Source organism: Patescibacteria group bacterium, from assembly GCA_034660655.1.
In the GTDB taxonomy this organism is placed as follows: domain Bacteria; phylum Patescibacteriota; class Patescibacteriia; order JAACEG01; family JAACEG01; genus JAACEG01.
The window spans coordinates 1-17,172 of sequence record JAYEJU010000018.1; the positions used below are offsets into that span (position 1 = coordinate 1).

General features: G+C 30.8%; 20 protein-coding genes. All 20 read right to left on the reverse strand.

All coding sequences use genetic code 11. The annotated features are described in order from the left end of the window. Positions 1-216 precede the first annotated feature (216 nt). On the reverse strand, positions 217-633 hold the full coding sequence (locus U9O55_01035) for a carbonic anhydrase (protein MEA2088410.1): 417 nt from the start codon (positions 631-633) through the stop codon (positions 217-219). Positions 634-654: 21 nt separating this feature from the next. Further along, positions 655-1,026 carry a hypothetical protein gene (locus U9O55_01040; GenBank protein ID MEA2088411.1) on the reverse strand — a complete coding sequence of 124 codons (372 nt, stop codon included), beginning with the start codon at positions 1,024-1,026 and terminating at the stop codon, positions 655-657. 61 nt (positions 1,027-1,087) lie between these two features. Next, positions 1,088-1,501: a F0F1 ATP synthase subunit epsilon gene (locus U9O55_01045; protein ID MEA2088412.1), complete on the reverse strand. Its 414-nt coding sequence runs from the start codon at positions 1,499-1,501 to the stop codon at positions 1,088-1,090. 190 nt (positions 1,502-1,691) lie between these two features. Continuing rightward, positions 1,692-3,098 (reverse strand): F0F1 ATP synthase subunit beta, encoded by a 1,407-nt coding sequence (gene atpD, locus U9O55_01050; GenBank protein MEA2088413.1) that lies wholly within the window; start codon positions 3,096-3,098, stop codon positions 1,692-1,694. A gap of 362 nt (positions 3,099-3,460) precedes the next feature. Continuing rightward, entirely contained in the window at positions 3,461-4,417 is a 957-nt protein-coding gene (gene atpG, locus U9O55_01055) for an ATP synthase F1 subunit gamma (GenBank protein ID MEA2088414.1), read from the reverse strand. Between the two features lie 180 nt (positions 4,418-4,597). Next, on the reverse strand, positions 4,598-6,118 hold the full coding sequence (atpA, locus tag U9O55_01060; protein ID MEA2088415.1) for a F0F1 ATP synthase subunit alpha: 1,521 nt from the start codon (positions 6,116-6,118) through the stop codon (positions 4,598-4,600). Between the two features lie 4 nt (positions 6,119-6,122). After that, positions 6,123-6,524, reverse strand: coding sequence for an ATP synthase F1 subunit delta (gene atpH / locus U9O55_01065; GenBank protein ID MEA2088416.1), 402 nt, complete (start codon positions 6,522-6,524; stop codon positions 6,123-6,125). 3 nt (positions 6,525-6,527) lie between these two features. Beyond that, complete coding sequence (gene atpF / locus U9O55_01070; protein ID MEA2088417.1) at positions 6,528-7,019, reverse strand: F0F1 ATP synthase subunit B; 492 nt, start codon at positions 7,017-7,019, stop codon at positions 6,528-6,530. 120 nt (positions 7,020-7,139) lie between these two features. Further along, on the reverse strand, positions 7,140-7,409 hold the full coding sequence (gene atpE / locus U9O55_01075; GenBank protein MEA2088418.1) for an ATP synthase F0 subunit C: 270 nt from the start codon (positions 7,407-7,409) through the stop codon (positions 7,140-7,142). Between the two features lie 146 nt (positions 7,410-7,555). Next, positions 7,556-8,326, reverse strand: a complete 771-nt coding sequence (atpB, locus tag U9O55_01080) for a F0F1 ATP synthase subunit A (GenBank protein MEA2088419.1) — start codon at positions 8,324-8,326, stop codon at positions 7,556-7,558. A gap of 153 nt (positions 8,327-8,479) precedes the next feature. Further along, on the reverse strand, positions 8,480-8,743 hold the full coding sequence (locus U9O55_01085; GenBank protein MEA2088420.1) for an AtpZ/AtpI family protein: 264 nt from the start codon (positions 8,741-8,743) through the stop codon (positions 8,480-8,482). A 386-nt stretch (positions 8,744-9,129) separates the two neighbouring features. Next, positions 9,130-10,122 (reverse strand): serine hydrolase domain-containing protein, encoded by a 993-nt coding sequence (locus tag U9O55_01090; protein MEA2088421.1) that lies wholly within the window; start codon positions 10,120-10,122, stop codon positions 9,130-9,132. A 99-nt stretch (positions 10,123-10,221) separates the two neighbouring features. Further along, positions 10,222-10,857, reverse strand: a complete 636-nt coding sequence (locus U9O55_01095) for a GSCFA domain-containing protein (GenBank protein MEA2088422.1) — start codon at positions 10,855-10,857, stop codon at positions 10,222-10,224. Between the two features lie 34 nt (positions 10,858-10,891). Then, positions 10,892-11,962 (reverse strand): hypothetical protein, encoded by a 1,071-nt coding sequence (locus tag U9O55_01100; GenBank protein MEA2088423.1) that lies wholly within the window; start codon positions 11,960-11,962, stop codon positions 10,892-10,894. Positions 11,963-12,023: 61 nt separating this feature from the next. After that, positions 12,024-12,425 (reverse strand): tRNA (adenosine(37)-N6)-threonylcarbamoyltransferase complex dimerization subunit type 1 TsaB, encoded by a 402-nt coding sequence (gene tsaB, locus U9O55_01105; GenBank protein ID MEA2088424.1) that lies wholly within the window; start codon positions 12,423-12,425, stop codon positions 12,024-12,026. 1 nt (position 12,426) lies between these two features. Then, the gene (locus U9O55_01110) at positions 12,427-14,841 is read right to left on the reverse strand and encodes a valine--tRNA ligase (protein MEA2088425.1); all 2,415 of its coding nucleotides are present in this window, start codon (positions 14,839-14,841) and stop codon (positions 12,427-12,429) included. A 365-nt stretch (positions 14,842-15,206) separates the two neighbouring features. Next, positions 15,207-15,662, reverse strand: a complete 456-nt coding sequence (locus U9O55_01115) for a hypothetical protein (protein MEA2088426.1) — start codon at positions 15,660-15,662, stop codon at positions 15,207-15,209. Between the two features lie 475 nt (positions 15,663-16,137). Beyond that, the gene (locus U9O55_01120; protein ID MEA2088427.1) at positions 16,138-16,323 is read right to left on the reverse strand and encodes an AbrB/MazE/SpoVT family DNA-binding domain-containing protein; all 186 of its coding nucleotides are present in this window, start codon (positions 16,321-16,323) and stop codon (positions 16,138-16,140) included. A 130-nt stretch (positions 16,324-16,453) separates the two neighbouring features. Further along, positions 16,454-16,618, reverse strand: coding sequence for a hypothetical protein (locus U9O55_01125; protein ID MEA2088428.1), 165 nt, complete (start codon positions 16,616-16,618; stop codon positions 16,454-16,456). A 300-nt stretch (positions 16,619-16,918) separates the two neighbouring features. Then, the coding region (locus tag U9O55_01130) for a GxxExxY protein (GenBank protein MEA2088429.1) at positions 16,919-17,172 on the reverse strand (254 nt) is incomplete at its 5' end.

Sequence of the window (17,172 nt, forward strand, 5' to 3'; positions counted from 1 at the left end):
TTCAAAAAGAATAATTGATTTATTTTTTTTATTTGCCATATTTTTTATTTATTATAAATTTATAAACGTACTTTTATTCTATTATTCTAATCCAAAAAATTAAATTTTTTAGATTATTGATTGTAGATTAACAAAAACAGCTAAAAAGTCAATAAAAAAAACTGGCAACTATATTTAAGCCACCAGTATTAAATATGCTTTTTTATTCAACAAATTTTACTCAACAACACTAAACTTAATTTTTTCTCCATCGCTATCAAGTAATTCCGCCCAAACTTTTATTAATTTAATATTCGGGTATTTTTCTTTTAGTAAATCTTCTGTTTTTTTCATATCAGAAAATTGCTTTTCTTTCTCCTCCTCTGGCGAAGAAAAATCATAGCTTTGCGCGTAAGCTCCGCAATCGCTGTGATGCATTATAATTATTTTTTCAACATGATGCAAATTAGCGGAAACGCTAACATCTCCTAAAATTTCTTCTCCTTTTTCAGCTATTCTTTTTGAAGCGCCAGCAGTTGATATCAAATCATAACCGCCTTCAAATAGATTAGATTTTTTAATCCATTCATCAGCTTCGCTATTAAGGCGAAAATCCATACAACGGATTAATACATTTTTACAAAAATGCTGCATATTTTTATCCTCCTTTTTTATTTAAACAATACCAACTTTTCTTTTCAGCGCCAAAACTTCATCTTTTAATCTTTCAAACTCGCTGCGATACACAACATTCATTAATCTCATTTCAATTCTTTGTTGCCCCATTTTTAACTCATCAATATCTCCCTCAACTTTCTCAAAACGCTCGCCCATTTCATCAAATCCTCTTTTAGTCATAAGCGCTAAATCGTCTGTATCATCAAACCCTTTTTTGACTAAAGTTGTTAGCTTATCTATGCTATCAGAATTTTTTTTAATCATACTATAATTCTTTTTAATCATATTAGAATTATCCTTAACAATAACAGACAGATCGTCAATCTTAGTCTCTAAATTATTAATTGTAATTTCTTTTTCTTTTGCCATAAATTTTTTTAACTTTTTAAATTTGTTCTAATTATAATCAATTCTTATTTTTCTGTCAAAATTATATTTGTTTTCTTTTTCGCGCGACTTTTATTCTTGCTAATTCTTTTTCAATCTTCGTTGACAACGCGGCAAATTCCCTGCTGTCAACTGTTTTTTCCTTTTTAATTTTTTCAGCTCTCTTTCTTGCTTCTTCAGCTCGTTTTTCATCAATTTCCTCGGCTCTTTCAGCAGTATCCGCTAAAATAACAACTTTATCAACTAAAACTTCCACAAAACCGCCTGAAACAGACATTGAAAATTCTTCATTGCCTTTTTTAATGATAATTTCACCCGGAACTAAAATAGAAACCAAAGGAATATGATTTGGCAAAACAGTAATTTCTCCGTCCTTGGTTGGAATGGTTATCTGATTGATCTCCTCTTTTAAAACTGTTTTTTCAGGAGTCACTATTTCAAATTTTATTGTTTTCATAATATTTCATTTTTAAAATAAAATAATTAAAATCTGTCATTCTGAACTTCCTGACTGCCAGCAGGCAGGGATTCAGAATCTATATGATTATTTACAAACCGTTATTTTAATTTTGTAGATTCTGAATAAATTTTTCACTATCGTTCAAAATTTTTCAGAATGACAATAAAATGAATACAAAACAATAATCCTACTTTTTAATCTCACTAATTTTTCCTTTCATATAAAATTCCTGTTCCGCAATGCTATCATATTTTCCGTCTAAGATTGCTTTAAAACTTTTAACAGTGTCTTTTAACGGAACATATTTCCCTGGTGTTCCAGTGAATGTTTCAGCAACAAAAAACGGCTGTGATAAAAATCGCTGAATTTTTCTCGCGCGAGAAACAGTTATCTTATCTTCCTCGCTTAATTCTTCCATCCCCAAAATCGCGATAATATCCTGCAAATCTTTATATTTTTGCAAAACTTTTTGAACTCCTCGGGCTGTTTCATAATGCTCTTTGCCTAAAATTTTTGGATCTAAAATTGTTGAAGTTGAATCAAGCGGATCAACAGCTGGATAAATTCCAAGCTCAGACAAAGAACGAGATAAAACAACAGTTGAATCAAGATGTCCGAAAGTAGTTGCTGGAGCTGGATCAGTTAAATCATCGGCTGGAACATAAACAGCTTGAATAGATGTAATTGAACCTTTGTCAGTGGAAGTAATTCTTTCTTGCATCTCTCCCATTTCAGAAGCCAAGGTCGGCTGGTAGCCGACAGCTGACGGCATTCTTCCTAAAAGCGCCGACACTTCGCTTCCTGCCTGAGTAAATCTAAAAATATTATCTATAAAAAATAAAACATCCTGATGTTTTTCATCTCTAAAATATTCAGCTATTGAAAGTCCTGTTAACGCGACTCGCGCGCGAACTCCAGGAGTTTCATTCATCTGTCCGAAAACCATTGACAATTTGCTAAGCACGCCTGATTCTTTCATTTCGTGATAAAGATCATTTCCTTCGCGCGTTCTTTCGCCTACTCCGGCAAAAACGCTATATCCGCCATGCTCTTGCGCGATGTTATGGATAAATTCCTGGATAATAACTGTTTTGCCAACACCAGCTCCGCCAAACATTCCAACTTTTCCTCCTTTAACAATCGGACAGATCAGATCAATAACTTTAATTCCTGTTTCTAAAATTTCAGTTTTTGTTGATTGAGTAATAAATTCAGGGGCGTTGCGATGAATGGGATATCTTTTTTTTGTTTTAACAGCTGGCTTATTGTCAATGGGCTCGCCCAAAGCGTTAAGCATTCTGCCTAAAACTTCTTCGCCTACTGGCGCGCTAATCTGCTCCTTGCTGTCTGTAACATCCATACCTCTTCGCAATCCGTCTGTTGATCCCATCGCTACTGTTCTCACAAGATTAGATCCAAGATGCTGCTGGGTTTCTAAAATTAAATCTTTTTCTTTTATTTTCACGACTAATGCTGAATAAATTTCAGGCAATTTATCTTGAAAATAAACATCAACAACCGCGCCGATTATTTGTTTTACCTTGCCCTCCGAAATTTTAACGAAAGAGGGTGTTTGTTTTATTTTATCTGACATATTTTTTTATTTATTAGATATTGTCAGCTTTTTTACAAAAAGACTTGACAAGTTATTTATATATGTTATTATTTGATTATAACAAGTTCCACCTATTAATCAACAAAAAAATTTCCAAAACATATTACCTCCCAACCCTCCTCTCCTGGCCCTCATCATTAAGATGCGGGCCTTTTTTTTTGTTTAAAAATTTGATTTTATTATTATTGAAAATATTCTGTCTTAATAGCTTTTTAAATCCTCCTTTGTAAAAGAGCCTGTCCCGTGCTCGCTACGGGAAGGTTGGAGAATTTTTAGATTTTATTTTAAAATCCCCCTTTATCCCCCTTTTTCAAAGGGGGAACTATATTTGAATTTTACCATCAATTCTTTGCCATCATTGCCCCAGCGGATATTTCAGCTATTTCAGCTGTTACTCCTGCTTGCCGAGCTTTATTATAATAAAGCGTTAAATCTTCAATCATTTCTTCGGCAGCGTCTGATGCGTTTCTCATATTTAACATTCTTGAAGAATGCTCGCTTGCGTTTGCTTCTAAAAACGCTTGATAAAGCTGTATTTCTATCAACCTCGGCAACATCTGATCTAAAACTTCCATCGGGTTTGGCTCAAAAATATATTTGTAAGAATACGCTTTTCTTTTTAAATATTTTTCTTCTTTTTCTTTGATAAATTCTTTTGTTGCTCCAACCTTCGCGCTTTTCCCGACTATACCAAGATATTCGTCTTCAGCTTCTAAATCAACCGGCAAAAGCTGTTTTACTCTTGGAACCTGCTTTAAAGATGAAACAAAATCAGTATAAGCAACCATTATTTTATCATATCTGTTTTCTAAAAATCCTTTCATAGCCATTTTTGACAAATCACTAACTTCAAAAATTCCACTTGCCAAATCCGGTTTTACAAAATCAGCAACTATTTTATAATCATTTCTTGAAATTAAATCAGCCCCTTTTTTGCCCATTGTCATTATTTCTGTCATCTTTTTTCCTCCATTATGTTTTTTAATGGAATCAATCGCTTTATTAACAATTTGAACATTATATCCTCCGCACAATCCGCGGTTAGAACTAATTAAAATTAGCAAAATCGCTTTTTCATCTTTCTTTTTTGTTAATAATGGATGCGTTTTTCCGTCTTCTGTTTCTGATAGATTCAAAATTGTTTTCCAAGACAAATTAGCGTAAGATCGTGTTGCCAAAACCATATTAACAGCGCGACGCATTTTTGAAGCCGCCACCATTTCCATTGCTTTAGTAATCTTTTTTGTGTTATTAACTGATTTTATTCTCCTTAAAATATCTCTTGTATTGGCTGGCATACAAATTATTTTTTAAATGGGTCTGCTGATGAGAGTCATTTCTACTGCAATTTTCATATTTTGGTCAAATTTTACAAAATTTTTTTTACCTTACCTATTGGTAGGCTAAAAAAATTATTTGAAAAATTTGCCTCAAAATCTGTAAATTCTACTAACGAAAGCACTCTCATCAGCATGCCCTTAATAATCTAAAGTCTTTTTATATTCTTTTATTTTTTCTTGTAATTTCTGAGCTGTTTTTTCATTCAGCTCCCCAGTATTTTTTATTTCTTTTAATTCTTTTTCAACAGAAGCAGACAAATATTTATGCAATCCTTGTTCAAAATCTTTTATTTTTTCAACTGGCACATCATCTAATAATTTATTGGACGCGGAATATAAAATAATAACTTGATGTTCAACTGGCATTGGCGAATATTGATTCTGTTTTAAAATTTCAGTTATTCTTTTTCCAAGTTCCAATTGTTTTTGTGTTGTTTCATCTAAATCAGACCCAAATTGCGCGAACGCCGCAAGCTCTCTGAATTGCGCCAAGTCCAATCTTAATTTTCCAGCAACTTTTTTCATTGCTTTGATTTGCGCTGCTGAACCCACGCGAGAAACTGAAAGTCCGGCATTAATCGCTGGACGAATTCCTTGATAAAACAGATCTGGTTCAAGGTAAATCTGTCCGTCAGTAATTGAAATAACATTAGTCGGAATATAAGCGCTCACGTCTCCGGCTTGCGTTTCAATAATGGGCAAAGCCGTAAGCGATCCTCCTCCAAAATCTTTGCTTAATTTTGCTGATCTTTCCAATAACCGTGAATGCAGATAAAAAACATCTCCTGGATAAGCTTCGCGTCCTGGCGGTCTTTTTAATAACAAAGATATTTCTCTATAAGCCACGGCATGCTTGCTTAAATCATCATAAACAATTAAAGCATCTTTTCCTTTGTCCATAAAATATTCGCCAATCGCGCATCCTGAATAGGGCGAAATATATGATAGAGAGGCTGGGTCAGAAGCTCCAGCAACAACAACAATTGTATTTTCCATCGCGTTATTTTTTTCAAGTTCAGCAACAATCTTGGCGACTTTTGATTCTTTCTGTCCAATAGCCACATAAATTGAAACAACACCGCTGTCTTTTTGATTTATAATTGTGTCAACAGCAATTGCTGTTTTCCCTGTTTGGCGATCTCCAATAATAAGTTCTCTTTGCCCCCTGCCAACAGGAATCATAGCGTCAATAGCCTTCACGCCAGTTTGCAAAGGCTTGCTTACTGATTCGCGCGCGATCACTCCATAAGCTATTTTTTCAATTGGATAAAATTCTTTTGATCTGATTTCGCCTTTTCCGTCTAATGGATTTCCCAATGGATCTATTACCCTTCCAATCAAAGCCTCTCCGACAGGAACTTCTAAAATTTTTCCAGTTGATTCTACTGTGTCGCCTTCTTTAATATCTAAATAATTTCCAAGTATAATAGCTCCGACAGTGTCTTCTTCTAAATTTAAAGCTACTCCAAAAACAGAATCTCCTTTTTGCGGAATAAATTCCAGCATTTCAGAAGACATACAATCAGACAATCCTGAAATTTTAGCGATTCCGTCGCCGACTTCAATAACAACGCCGACTTTTTCTTTGACTGTTTCTGCTTTGAAATTTTTAATTTGATTTTTTAATGACTCAATAATATAATCTTTTTGACTTGACATATTTTTATTTATTTAATTTATTTTTTAAACAATTTATTTTTTTTCTAAAGCTTCCGTCAATTATTGTGTCTCCATATTTTAATATTATTCCGCCTAAAATATTCTTGCTAATTTTATTATTTATAATAATATTTTTTTTGTCTAATTTCGCGGCAATATGTTTGTTTAGCAAACCAATGATTTCTTTATCCAATTTTTTAACACTTATAACATCAATTTTTGCTGTCCCGTCCGCTTCATCGCAAAATTTTTCAAATTCCGTGATTATTTTTTTTGACAATTTCAAATCGCTATTTTTAGCTAAAACATTAACAAAATTTTTTAAAACAAAATTTATTTCTTTTTCATCTCTGTTTTGAACTAATTTATATAAACTTAACGCGTATTGTTTAGAAGTTATTTTCATAAACTACAATTCTTTTATAACCTTATTAATATCTTCTTTACTTATTTTTTCGCCCTCTTCTTTTCCTATAATTTTTTCTAAAGCTTTGACAATCAATTCTGTTGTCTCTTTTTTAATTTCCAAAACAGTCCTGTTTTTTTCTTTTAAAATTTCATCCTTTGCTTTTTTAATAATTTCCGCTGTTTCTTGTTTTGTTTTATTTAAAATTATTTCTTTTTCCGCGACTGCCTGCTTTTCTGTCTTTTCTAAAATAAGAGTCGCTTCTTTTTTTGCTTTATCAAATTTTTTCTCACATTCTTTTTCTGTTTCTTTTATTCTGTTTTCAATATCTTTCGCGTCTTCCAGGCTTTTTGCTACTATTTTCTGCCTTTTATCAAGCACTTTTAAAATAGGATTATACAAAAATTTATACAGCACAAACAGCAGAATAAGAAAATTTATTATCTGCGCAAATAATAATCCTGGATAAATTCCTAATTTATCTAATAGTTCCATATATTTATAAATTGTCATTCCGTGCTTGACACGGAATCTGCTTTATAAATTTGCAGATCCTGAATTCCTTGCCTACCGGCAGGCAGGAAATTCAGGATGACAAAATGACAAAATAAAAAATTAAACAAATTTTACAACCAAAGCGATAACTAATGCGTAAATTGCAATAGCTTCCGCGAAAGCGATTCCTAAAATCATTGTTGTCTGTATTTTAGAGGCAGCTTCTGGATTTCGTCCAAGAGCTTCAACTGCTTTTCCGCCAATTATTCCAACACCGATTCCAGGTCCGATTGCTCCAAACCCGATTGCGATTGCTGTAGCAAGCGCTTTTGCGGCCTCAATATTTGCTTCGCCATTAGTTACTACTTCGTTTATTATTTCATTTTCCATATTTTTTTTAGGCATTTAATCTAGATCTATAAATAAAATCCAAATTTATAAGCCGATTATATAAAAATTATATTAAATATTCTAAAGATTCCCAGTCAATCCCCAATCAAATTGAGGATGACAATACTGAAAATGACAATTTAATTCTAATGTTCTATTGTAGCTGATTTTAAAAATACTAAAGTCAACATTGAAAACACAAGCGCCTGTATAAATCCTACAAATAGCTCTAAAAACAAAAACGGCAAAGGCAGCAGATTAAAAAAATACGGGACTAGAAATAAAGACAATAACAGAAGAACTTCACCAGCAAAAATATTTCCAAAAAGACGAAAAGAAAAAGAAATAATCTTGGCGCATTCAGAAATTAGTTCTAACACTCCGACAAATGTCCCAACAAAATAAGGCTTCTTAAACGGATTTACAAAAAATTTAGACAAGTATTTTCTTATCCCTAAAAAAGCTATGCCAGCAAACTGGGCTGAAAAAACAGAAACAAAAGCAATAGCCAAGGTAAGATTCAAGTCAGCTGAAGAAGATCTGATAAAAGGCGTTATAACTTCCTTGCCATGATGCGTTTCTTTTATTCCTATTGTGCCAAGCCCTGGAATTAGTTCTACCCAATTAATCAAAATTACAAAAATAAAAATCGTGGCGACTAAAGGAAAGAAAATCTTTGTTTGTTTGCGATCGCCTGTAACTCCGTCAACCATTCCAAGCAGAGCTTCTATTACTGTTTCAATAACATTTTGCGCGCCCTTTGGAACAAGTTTAAATCTTTTTCTCGCGAAAAAACTGACCGCGATAATAATAACGCTAACAATTAAAGTAATAATTGTCGTGTTTGTTATTGGAAAATTTTTTATATGAAAAATCGGTTCAGGCGTGATAGAAATCACTAAATTTTCTATGCCCATAAAAATAAATTCAAAATTCCAAATTCCAAATTCCAAATAAACATCAATGTTCAAAATCCAAAATCCAAAACAATATAATTTAGAAATTTTGAATTTTGAATTTATTTGTGATTTAGAATTTTGAATTTGGTGCTTAAAAGATTTTACATTTTACTATTTTTTATCATTTTCTTTCTTATTAACAATACTGATAATCCGCGTCACTTTTTTATAAATAACAAATGTTGAAACAAGTATTGATAAAACTATTGCTAATAAAAATATAAAAGGCGAACAACTAAATTTCTCGTCTAAGAGTCTTCCACCTATGGCAAAAAATAGCAAAGGAATAACTATAGAATATCCAAGTTCCCAAGCAAAAGACAATGCCAATTGCCTACTGTCTTTGTTGCTGTCTTTATTATCTTTATTTGACATAAAAATAAAAAAAGGCAATATAAATACCTTATATCTTATACTAAAAATATTTTAAAATAATTTTTTATTTTAGTCAATAGACAAGCCATCTATTTTTTAAAAAAATTATTGGTTGTGCCACACAAAATTAAAAAATACAAAAATGATTCGCAAAAAATATCAGAATACAGCTGGCTCATAATTAAAGATGTTTAAAAAAACTTTCCTCAACAAATTATTTTAAAGCCATCCGCAAAGACAACTTATAAAAAATAACGCTTTATTTTTTAAATTTTGTATTAATTTAACTACCAAAATAAAAGCCGACAAATTTTCTGTCGACTTTTTAGTAATACTACTAAAATTAAAATGCTATTTTAGATTCTTTCTATTTTATTAAATTAATTTTAAATAAGATAATCAGTAAGTAATTTCAATATCTTACGATATTTAATATTATCCCTCCCAAAATATGTTCTGTTACATACGAATGAACAAATAACTGAACTATTAATATTAATAGCTAACAAACACCCTGTATATCCAGTATGTAAATATATATTCTTGTTTTTATACGACATACCGAATAAATCTTGATGCCACCCTAATGCTTGTGATCTATCCCCGCGTTCGCTATAATCCTTAAAAACTATACTATATAATTTTTTTTTAGACATAATTTTTCCATCATCAATCCACAAATTTCCAAATTTAGCAAGATCTGCGGCACTGGCAAAAACACCTGCATTTCCTGCCATACCACCCATCAAAGCGGCTGATTCATCGTGTGTCGTATTTTGAACTATATAATTGTTTCTTATTTCTGTTGGCGGTGAATTAAAAATAGTTTGCGATTTTAGTCCTAACGCAGTGTTTTTGAGCCCAAGCTCATTAAATAATTCCATAAAAACTTCTTTCAGAGATTTTGATGTTATTTGCTCAATAATTTTCCCAAGATACAAAAATGTAATATTTTCATAGTGCGCTTCCTGCGATGGCTTAACAGGCGGAATAATTTCAAAAATTTTTGTTTTAAAAAAAGTTTGATATTTACTCCGATATTCCGATAACCTTATTCCAAAATTAGCTCTATGCGTAAGCAAGTCCACTATCGTCAATTCAGATTTTTCAAAAATAGGTAAATAAACAGAACAACGATCATAAATATCAATTTTACCTTGTTCGTAAAGTCTTAAAATAATAGAAGTTGTATATAATTTAGTTATTGAAGCTATGTCATATAAAGTATCAGGTGTTATTTGTGAACTATTATCGCCTAAAAATGTGCCAAATGAATAATCTATATTTTTATTTCCCTTTGATAAAATTACTAACGAACAACCAGGCGCTATGCTTGAATCTATCCTCTGTTTAATTTCTAAAAATAAATCATTTTTCATATAAATCCTCCATTTAGTTTAGTTAAATTTAGACTAAATTTTATGATGATGTAAAATAATATAAATATTTTACATCATCATAATGAGTACTAAACAAATTTATGATTTTACAACAGAACCATCCACGTAAAGGCGCCCAGACACTTCCCCTTTTTCATTAACAAATGGAACCCAAAAATCAGACATTTCTATTTTTGGTTTGCCACGAATATCATAGTTAGCGACAAATTTTTGAACGATAATATTGATGGCAGCAGCTGTGATGTGTCGTCCATCCTTTTGCCAAGTAAAAAAATCTTTTTCAACAAACGCTTGAATTATTTCGTAAGATGGATAATAAAATACATTTTTATCCTCTCTGCAAATTTCATGCAATGCCACTAAAATTGTTGACTTTGAAATATTATTGGCCTCTCTTATTGAAACTCCTAATGATGTATATTTTAACGGCACTGGAGATAAAGTAAAAATTATAGGAAAATTTAACCCAAAATATTTCCTTATAATTTTCACTAATTTAGAAATCGATTGAAACACTTCTGCAACACTAGCAAATCTTGAACTCCATAAACTGTTATCTGATATTATGCTTTTAATAGGCACCTGATTTAAAACAATTTCAGGATTATTGCGTGGACTCCATACCTCAGAAAGTCCAAAAGTAAAAAGAAATCCCGAAGCTTTACTAATAGCGTTCTTTGCAATAATATTAAATTTTTTATTAAACTCAATCAAATCTAATTTACTATGAGCTAAATACCAAGTTCGCCTAACCCATTTTGTTTAAGCCAGCAATGTGAGAAGAGCGTTTATCATAAACACGATCAATCAATTTAGTCTGTCCTTTGTGCATACACAAACCAGCTGCAAAAATAGGTCCGATATCAGAAGGGAAACCAGGCCATGGAATACATTCAATATATCCGGGATGAATAATATTACTAATTTGAAATTCAATTCCTTCTTTTTCTAAAAAATATTTTATATTCATTTTATCTAATAAATTTGCAACGGAAGGAATCGAATTTGAAATTCTCTTCAAATAAATATTTCCTCCGTTGGCCATTCCAGCAGCAATATAAGTACAAACGACTGTTAAATCATAAGGTAAGGATATTTCAACTGGATTATAGTTCATTGTTTTTACTTGCTTAATAATAATACTATTTCCATTTACTAAAATAGTTCTGTTTGTTATAATTTCAAAAAATTTTACAAGAATAGCAGGAGCAGATTCAATTGCAATATTATGCAATATAATTTCACGATTAAATACAAGGGCAGCTATTAAAGCATGGCAAGTAATTCCTACGCTGGCGCCAAACTTAGTGGAACAATCAAATTCAACTTTCTTAGGATTGTTTGTTTTGACAGCGACAAAATCTGGGATCTCTTTTCTTATTGTAATTCCAAATGCTCTAATTAAATCAAGATGACGATCAATTTTTCTGCTCGTAAAATCGCATCCGCCTATATTTGGCGTAAAAATAACCTCTCCAAATTTTAATGCCATAGCAGTAACTAAACATATACTAGCCCTATTTTGTGAAATCGAAAATAAATCTATCTTAAAATTTTGATTTTGATTAGGTTTAATTTCAACATAATTCTTTGCATAATTAATATCTGCAATATTATTAACTTTGATCCAAGTAAGAATTGAAATAACATCTCCACATAATGGAATATTATCTATTCTAGTTTTTTTATTAGATATTAATGTGGCTAATAATAAATGTACCGCCGAAACTTTATCGCCAGGAATATCGATTTCTCCATAAATTTTATTTTCTCCCTTAATAACAATGATGGACGAATTTAATATCTTTGTATTATTCATAATTTTTCCCTCATTTTGTATTAAATTTTAAAAGATCTTAATTGCTAAAATATCAACAACTTTATTTTATATTAAAAAAAATAAGTTTTTTGTCAAAATCTTTTACATACTTTTTCTCTTTTTTGTTCTGATTTAAAGAATGCCTTATCAAATATTCAATATTTTTATCTTTTTCAAATTCAACTCCGATAACAGGAATTTTCAGACCATAAGCAAGAGCGTTAGCTGTCGCAATAGCAATTCTGACAGCCGTAAAAGGTCCGGGTCCTTTTATAACAAAAATTTTTTTTAGCTTATCGGCTGTTATTTTTTCTTTTTTAAATAATCTGTCTATTAAAATTAAAAGACTATCTGACAAACTTTTAGAACTTATCTGGCGTAAAATTTTTATTTTATTTTTATCAACAACAAAAAGCGCTACTTCTATTTTATTTTCTTTAGCTGTGTTAATAAATAAAAACATATTAACCAAGTTTTGCTTTCCCAAAATATTCAATATATTTCTTTTGTTCATCTGTTATTTTTTTATTTAAAGAAAAATCTATAATTTCATTATTTGCTATATTTTTTTCAGCTCGTTTTACGCGAATATCAACAACAACTTTTTTTATTTCAACAAATTCTTTTATTGCTTTTTCGTCTTTTTTAAATTCATTAAATTCCGGCCATTTTTGAATTAATAACAAATTTTCTTTTTTATTATTTTCTTTATAGCTCTGCCAAATATATTCTGTGGCAAATGGAGCAAACGGATGAAGTAATTTTAAAATTGTTATATAGACATAAACTAACAAATGATAATTTTTTTCTTGCTTGCTTATTTCAACAAACCAATCAGCCATCTCATGCCAAATAAACTCATAAATTCTGTCAACGGCAAACGCGAAATTAAATTCTTCTAAATCCCTTGTAATCTCAATAATCAATTCGCGCGTTATCGCGACAAACCATTTATCAGCCAAAGTGTTAATTTTAAAATCTTTATTTCTATTTTCTAATAAATTCGCCTGATTAAATTGTATAAATCTTCCTATATTATAAAATTTATTGACAAACTTTTTATATCCTAAAATTTTTTCTTCATACATTCTAATATCATTCCCCGCCTTTGTCCCAGCGACTAAACTTAAACGCAAAGCGTCAGCGCCGTATTTATCTATTACTTCAATCGGATCAATGCAAGTTTCCTGATGCGATTTGCTCATTTTTCTTCCCTGCTTATCCCGCACCATTCCGTGCAAATAAACAATTTTAAAAGGTTTTTCTCCCAAAGCGTAATAACTCATCATCACCATCCTGGCAACCCAGAAAAAAAGAATGTCTTTGCCTGTTTCCATCACAGAAGTTGGATGAAAGTTTTTTAAATCTTTTGTTGTTCTTGGCCAGCCCAGCGTTGAAAAAGTCCAAAGACCTGAAGAAAACCAAGTGTCTAAAGTATCTTCATCTTGAACCCAATTTTTTCCTTTTGGCGCTTCAATCCCAACATATATTTCTTTATTATTTTTACATTTTTCATTATTATTTTGAGTTTTGATATTATACCAAACAGGAATTTGATGACCAAACCAAATCTGCCGAGAAATACACCAATCATAAAGTTCGTCCATCCAATGATAATAAATTTTATTAAAATTATCTGGAACAATTTTTATTTCGCCCGACTTAACAGCCCATTTTGTTATTTTTTTTAATGTTGTTTTATTATTTCCATACTTCTTTTTTAAATCAGAATTTTTAATTTTAAATTCTTTATCAACGGATATAAACCATTGCTTGCTTGGCAACGGCTCAATGGGCGCTCCACAGCGATAACAAATAGAAATGTTTTTATCATAATTATCTTCTTTAATTAGCAATTTTTCTTCTTTTAAATCTTCTATGAACTTTTCTTTTGCGGCTTTTACTTTCATCCCTTCATAAATTCCAGCCTGTTTTGTCATTTTTGCTTTTTCATCAATAATTTTTTTTATTTCTAAACCATATTTTTTAGCCCATTTCCAATCAACAGCGCTATGGGCAGGAGTTACGCCAACAGCTCCCGAACCAAAATCTTTATCAACCTCATAATCAGCAAAAACTTTTACCTTAATATCAACTTTATTCAAATTGACTTTAAAAATTTTTCCAACTAAATCTTTATATTGCTTGTCATCAGGATGAACAGCAATGCCTGTATCACCTATTTTTGTTTCAGGGCGAGTAGTAGCCACAATAATGCTTTTAACAAAATTATTTTTTTGATCAAATAAATTGTATTTAATATAATAAAATTTTGCTTTTTCTTCTTTATGCTCAACTTCATCGTCGGATAATGTTGAAGCGCAACAAGGACACCAATTAACAATTCTTTCTCCGCGATAAATAAGACCGTCTTCATACATTCTTATAAAAACTTCATTCACGGCTTTGCTTAAATTTTCATCCATAGTGTAGGCTTCTCTTGACCAGTCGCAGGACGAACCGATTTTTTTAATTTGCTGTCTCATAATCGGACGCACTTCATTTATATGCTCATCTATTTTTTCTAAAAGTTTTTTTCTTCCTAAATCATATCTATTAAGCCCTTGTTTTTTTAATTTTTTTTCAACAACGCTTTGAGTGGCAATTGCGGCATGATCAGAACCTGGCACCCACAAAGTTTTTTCTTGCTTTTGACGATAAAACCGCATCATAATATCCTGTAAAGTTATGCCTAAAGCTGTTCCTAAATGAGGAACACCTGTCAAATTCGGCGGAGGCATACTGATACTGAATGATTTTGCTGTTTTTTTCAATAGCAAATTATCAGGATTAAAAAATCCTGATTCTTCCCATTTTTCATAAATTTCCTTTTCTATTTTTTTTGATTCATACGCCTTTGGCAATTCTTTATTTTCCATAATTTCATAAAGTTAAATCTGTTTTAATATTATAACAATAAAATAAATTTTCGCAACACGAAAATTTAAGCGCATATATTATCTGATTTTTTCAATGTAATCTTTCTGTCTTTAATAATTATATAATTTGACGATGTTGTTGTCCAAAATTCGCTGTTATAATAATTAACTTTTAAAAATTGTTCAAATCCACGAACATAACTCACACTTAGTTAGCTAATAATTAAATATTTTAAGTACGAATAATTAAACTTAACTCTATACTATTTGAATTTTTTAAAAGAATCAAGGCAATTAGCTAAATTTTTACTAAAATCAAAAAATAGAGAAAAGGCGCCTTTCCTCTATTTTTGTCTGTAAATTATTTACAGATTATCACATATTCCGTCGTTATTGGAGTCAATGAATTTTCCTCCTTTATTTTGTCCTCTATTTTCATTATTCATTTTTCCGCGCTTTTCTCCCTTGCCATATCCTGCTCCAACCTTTTTACCATCTCTAGTTCTTAATCCTAATTCTTTTCTAATCGCGTCAGCGCCCTCTAAGTCTCCTGAATGAGCTAGCCTGCGCGCTTCAGCAAATTTTGCAAAATTTTCTTCATTGATTATTCGCGTAACTCGCCCGCGATCAGCCATTAATTTACTCCACGCTTTATAATCATTATTTTCCATTGCTTCTGTCATCGTGTTATGCCTTTCTGATGAATAAGCTGGACCCTTTTTAGAATAATCTCCCTGATAAGCCATTGCTGAAGAAACAGCTAATGTGGCTACCATAATAATTGCAAATGTTCCTCCAATAATTTTTGTTGATTTATTCATATTGGTTGTTTAAATTAATAAATAAAATTCGACCTTTCTATTTATTAATACAACTGAACAAAAAATTTTATTTCATTTATTTAAATTTTGTATAACAATATTTTATCCGCCCTTGACTATAAATATTTGTTTAAATAAATATTAAAATAAATATTTTTCACTAAGGACGCCTGTCCGCCTTTGGAAAAAATCAGCATTTTATCAGCTCCTTTTTGAGCTAAAAATAATAATTTAATTATATTTTTAATAGATGCATCTATAAAGGCATCTATAGATGCCTTTATTAAAAATCGCGCGATAATTTTACTCGCCAAATGTGACCATTTTCAAACTTTTTCCGCTCAAAAATCTCAATTAGTTTTTTATTTTGGCCAAATTTGTATTATTTATAATATTAGTTTTATTATAACACAACATTCTTACATTCTTAAATTTGTAAGGATGTTTTAACTTATTTGATGTTTTTTAAATAATATTAGGATATGATTCTATTTTTTTTCTTCTTCCAATCCTTGATGGTAATTTCTTCCTTGCGTCCGCCAAAAGACAATTCCAGCTTCTGCCGTTCGCGCCAGCCGAATTTTTTAATAAGTTCTTTAGGTATAGTTACCGCGTACGAATGCGTGCTAACGCGACGCAATTTCATTATAAACTTTTCCATATTATTTTATTTATATCGTAATTACGGACGTAATTACTTCCGTAATTACGCATTGCTTATTATTTAATTATTTATAATTTTTCTATCTGTTGAATTAAATCTTTGTATTCAACAAGCAAGCGATAATTTCTTAGATTTTTTTATCAATTTCCTCTTCAACTTTTCTTTTCGCTTCTTCTAAAAGCTCTTTGCTTTCTTTTCTTAATTTATGGCTTTCTTTTATTTTCTCCGCGATTTGTTTTTGGATTTGGGGTTTAATGAGCGGGATTTTAAATTTATCAAAACTCCGCGTCAAACCTGCGCGCTTCTTGAATGTCTGATTTTTTTATGATTGAGATTTGCATAGTTACTATTTTTCTTTTGTTATTTTTTTTGTCATTCCGACGATAGGAGGAATCCCTTAAACATTATTATTCTCAATAAACATTATTATTACCGCCAATATTATTAAAGCGATTCCTCTCTTCGCTCCGCTCCGTTCGGAATGACAAAAACAAAATGTCTGATTTTTTTTATGATTGAAATTTGCATAATATAATGTCTTGAACTATGATTTTAATTGATTATTTGATAGACTATGATTTTTTTATTTTTATTATTTTTTTAATTCTCTCATCAATCTTTTAAATTCCATACTCTTTGATCCAAAATTTATAAGCAATCCAATTTCAAGTTTATATGCTTCCAAATAATTGATTGCTTGAGCCAAGTGGACATCTTCCAATTTTATTACCGCTTTTATTTCTACCATAATTTTATCTTCAACAAAAAAATCAACTCTTCTTGTGCCAATATTCTCTCCTTTGTAATTAATCCACATTTCTTGCTCTCTGACAAATGATAATTCTT

What these genes read in the sequence shown, in the direction of transcription:
- U9O55_01035 (MEA2088410.1), bottom strand. Translation starts at nt 633, where the DNA reads ATGCAGCATTTTTGTAAAAATGTATTAATCCGTTGTATGGATTTTCGC.
- U9O55_01040 (MEA2088411.1), bottom strand. Translation starts at nt 1,026, where the DNA reads ATGGCAAAAGAAAAAGAAATTACAATTAATAATTTAGAGACTAAGATT.
- U9O55_01045 (MEA2088412.1), bottom strand. Translation starts at nt 1,501, where the DNA reads ATGAAAACAATAAAATTTGAAATAGTGACTCCTGAAAAAACAGTTTTA.
- atpD (MEA2088413.1), bottom strand. Translation starts at nt 3,098, where the DNA reads ATGTCAGATAAAATAAAACAAACACCCTCTTTCGTTAAAATTTCGGAG.
- atpG (MEA2088414.1), bottom strand. Translation starts at nt 4,417, where the DNA reads ATGCCAGCCAATACAAGAGATATTTTAAGGAGAATAAAATCAGTTAAT.
- atpA (MEA2088415.1), bottom strand. Translation starts at nt 6,118, where the DNA reads ATGTCAAGTCAAAAAGATTATATTATTGAGTCATTAAAAAATCAAATT.
- atpH (MEA2088416.1), bottom strand. Translation starts at nt 6,524, where the DNA reads ATGAAAATAACTTCTAAACAATACGCGTTAAGTTTATATAAATTAGTT.
- atpF (MEA2088417.1), bottom strand. Translation starts at nt 7,019, where the DNA reads ATGGAACTATTAGATAAATTAGGAATTTATCCAGGATTATTATTTGCG.
- atpE (MEA2088418.1), bottom strand. Translation starts at nt 7,409, where the DNA reads ATGGAAAATGAAATAATAAACGAAGTAGTAACTAATGGCGAAGCAAAT.
- atpB (MEA2088419.1), bottom strand. Translation starts at nt 8,326, where the DNA reads ATGGGCATAGAAAATTTAGTGATTTCTATCACGCCTGAACCGATTTTT.
- U9O55_01085 (MEA2088420.1), bottom strand. Translation starts at nt 8,743, where the DNA reads ATGTCAAATAAAGATAATAAAGACAGCAACAAAGACAGTAGGCAATTG.
- U9O55_01090 (MEA2088421.1), bottom strand. Translation starts at nt 10,122, where the DNA reads ATGAAAAATGATTTATTTTTAGAAATTAAACAGAGGATAGATTCAAGC.
- U9O55_01100 (MEA2088423.1), bottom strand. Translation starts at nt 11,962, where the DNA reads ATGAATAATACAAAGATATTAAATTCGTCCATCATTGTTATTAAGGGA.
- tsaB (MEA2088424.1), bottom strand. Translation starts at nt 12,425, where the DNA reads ATGTTTTTATTTATTAACACAGCTAAAGAAAATAAAATAGAAGTAGCG.
- U9O55_01110 (MEA2088425.1), bottom strand. Translation starts at nt 14,841, where the DNA reads ATGGAAAATAAAGAATTGCCAAAGGCGTATGAATCAAAAAAAATAGAA.
- U9O55_01115 (MEA2088426.1), bottom strand. Translation starts at nt 15,662, where the DNA reads ATGAATAAATCAACAAAAATTATTGGAGGAACATTTGCAATTATTATG.
- U9O55_01120 (MEA2088427.1), bottom strand. Translation starts at nt 16,323, where the DNA reads ATGGAAAAGTTTATAATGAAATTGCGTCGCGTTAGCACGCATTCGTAC.